The organism is Microvirga arvi (assembly GCF_016892765.1).
GTDB lineage: Bacteria > Pseudomonadota > Alphaproteobacteria > Rhizobiales > Beijerinckiaceae > Microvirga > Microvirga arvi.
The window spans coordinates 1-2,500 of the sequence record NZ_JAFEMD010000139.1; the positions used below are offsets into that span (position 1 = coordinate 1).

2 tRNA genes and 2 rRNA genes (1 of these 4 cut by a window edge) are annotated in these 2,500 nt (G+C 56.4%); all 4 read left to right on the forward strand.

The features are described from left to right. A 16S ribosomal RNA gene (locus ILT44_RS29960) occupies positions 1–520 on the forward strand; the annotation flags it as partial. A 159-nt stretch (positions 521–679) separates the two neighbouring features. Beyond that, positions 680–756: transfer RNA gene (locus ILT44_RS29965), tRNA-Ile, on the forward strand. Between the two features lie 127 nt (positions 757–883). Then, positions 884–959: transfer RNA gene (locus ILT44_RS29970), tRNA-Ala, on the forward strand. Between the two features lie 256 nt (positions 960–1,215). Beyond that, positions 1,216–2,500 (forward strand): 23S ribosomal RNA (locus tag ILT44_RS29975); it runs 1,526 nt beyond the window's last position.

Sequence of the window (2,500 nt, forward strand, 5' to 3'; positions counted from 1 at the left end):
CTTCAGTTCGGCTGGCGGGAACACAGGTGCTGCATGGCTGTCGTCAGCTCGTGTCGTGAGATGTTGGGTTAAGTCCCGCAACGAGCGCAACCCTCGCCCCTAGTTGCCATCATTTGGTTGGGCACTCTAGGGGGACTGCCGGTGATAAGCCGAGAGGAAGGTGGGGATGACGTCAAGTCCTCATGGCCCTTACGGGCTGGGCTACACACGTGCTACAATGGCGGTGACAAAGGGCAGCGAACCCGCGAGGGGGAGCTAATCCTTAAAAGCCGTCTCAGTTCAGATTGCACTCTGCAACTCGAGTGCATGAAGGCGGAATCGCTAGTAATCGTGGATCAGAACGCCACGGTGAATACGTTCCCGGGCCTTGTACACACCGCCCGTCACACCATGGGAGTTGGTCTTACCCGACGGCGCTGCGCCAACCGCAAGGGGGCAGGCGACCACGGTAGGGTCAGCGACTGGGGTGAAGTCGTAACAAGGTAGCCGTAGGGGAACCTGCGGCTGGATCACCTCCTTTCTAAGGATGGTCTCTTATGAGAAGGCATACGCCTCCTCTATCGGACCTCTTCAGAACACAAGAGCTCAGTCAGAGCTCGTTTTAGCGGGACGCTGCCGTCTTCGTTTCTCTTCTCTCAATTCCGGAAAACATCGGCCGGGGCTTTGCAGGCCTCGGTTGGGGCCTGTAGCTCAGGTGGTTAGAGCGCACCCCTGATAAGGGTGAGGTCGGACGTTCGAGTCGTCCCAGGCCCACCATTATCGTGTGGCGCTTTGATCCGAAGCCCGCGAGGGCTGAGGCAAGGCCGACCGGCCGCCGCGCCCCATGGCGCGGGAAGCCAAGAAAGCGGAGGCTTTCGCCGGCGTCTGAGGCCGAAGCAAAAACGGGGCCTTAGCTCAGCTGGGAGAGCGGTAGCTTTGCAAGCTTCAGGTCGTCGGTTCGATCCCGACAGGCTCCACCAAGATCTTCTTCCGGAATGTCAAATGAGGTTCGTGCCCTGCCCTTGTAGGTGGTTGGCGCGGATGTTTGAAATCGTAAAGAGGCAGCATATTCGGCAAGCGGGACGACCTAGTTCCCGCGCACCAGCCCTGGCCCGCAGCCAGGCGCGCCGGATATGCTTGGCAAGCAAAAATATGTCTTTGATCGAAAGGTCGAAGACAGGTCTTTCTTGTTGGTCATGTCCGGCTTTTAGCCGAGCGGACATTGATCATGAGAGTAATCAAGTGTCGTAAGAGCATCTGGTGGATGCCTTGGCGCTGAGAGGCGATGAAGGACGTGGTACGCTGCGATAAGCCTTGGGGAGCTGCGAACGAGCTTTGATCCAAGGATCTCCGAATGGGGAAACCCACCTTCGACCCTTTGTCTTGTGACGTCATTGGAAACAGTGGGGTTGCAAGACGGAGGGTCAGATGAAGGGATTAGGCCCTGAATACATAGGGGTTTAAGGCGAACCCGGGGAACTGAAACATCTAAGTACCCGGAGGAAAGGACATCAATTGAGACTCCGTTAGTAGTGGCGAGCGAACGCGGACCAGGCCAATGCCGGCATGATCTTCACTGGAACCGTCTGGAAAGGCGGGCATGAACGGGTGACAGCCCCGTACAGGTCAGGGTGATTGCCGGATATGAGTAGGGCGGGACACGTGAAATCCTGTCTGAACATGGGGGGACCACCCTCCAAGCCTAAGTACTCCTCAGCGACCGATAGTGTACTAGTACCGTGAGGGAAAGGTGAAAAGCACCCCGACGAGGGGAGTGAAACAGTTCCTGAAACCGGATGCTTACAAACAGTGGGAGCCCAAGGTTCGTCCTGGGTGACCGCGTACCTTTTGTATAATGGGTCAGCGACTTAAAGTAACGAGCAAGCTTAAGCCGATAGGTGGAGGCGCAGCGAAAGCGAGTCTGAACAGGGCGTTTTGAGTTCGTTGCTTTAGACCCGAAACCGGGTGATCTAGCCATGAGCAGGTTGAAGGTGCGGTAACACGCACTGGAGGACCGAACCGGTGCCTGTTGAAAAAGTCTCGGATGACTTGTGGCTAGGGGTGAAAGGCCAATCAAACTCGGAAATAGCTGGTTCTCCGCGAAAGCTATTTAGGTAGCGCCTCGTATGAATCCTCCAGGGGGTAGAGCACTGGATGGGCTAGGGCCGCCCACAGCGGTACCAAACCTAACCAAACTCCGAATACCTGGAAGGAGTGTACGGGAGACACACGGCGGGTGCTAACGTCCGTCGTGGAGAGGGAAACAACCCTGACCTACAGCTAAGGCCCCCAATTCGTGGCTAAGTGGGAAAGGATGTGGGAATCCCAAAACAACCAGGAGGTTGGCTTAGAAGCAGCCATCCTTTAAAGAAAGCGTAACAGCTCACTGGTCTAAACAAGGGTTCCTGCGCCGAAAATGTAACGGGGCTCAAGCCACGAGCCGAAGCTTAGGGTGTGCACTTTGTGCATGCGGTAGCGGAGCGTTCCGTAAGTCAGTGAAGGGATACCTGTGAGGGGTCCT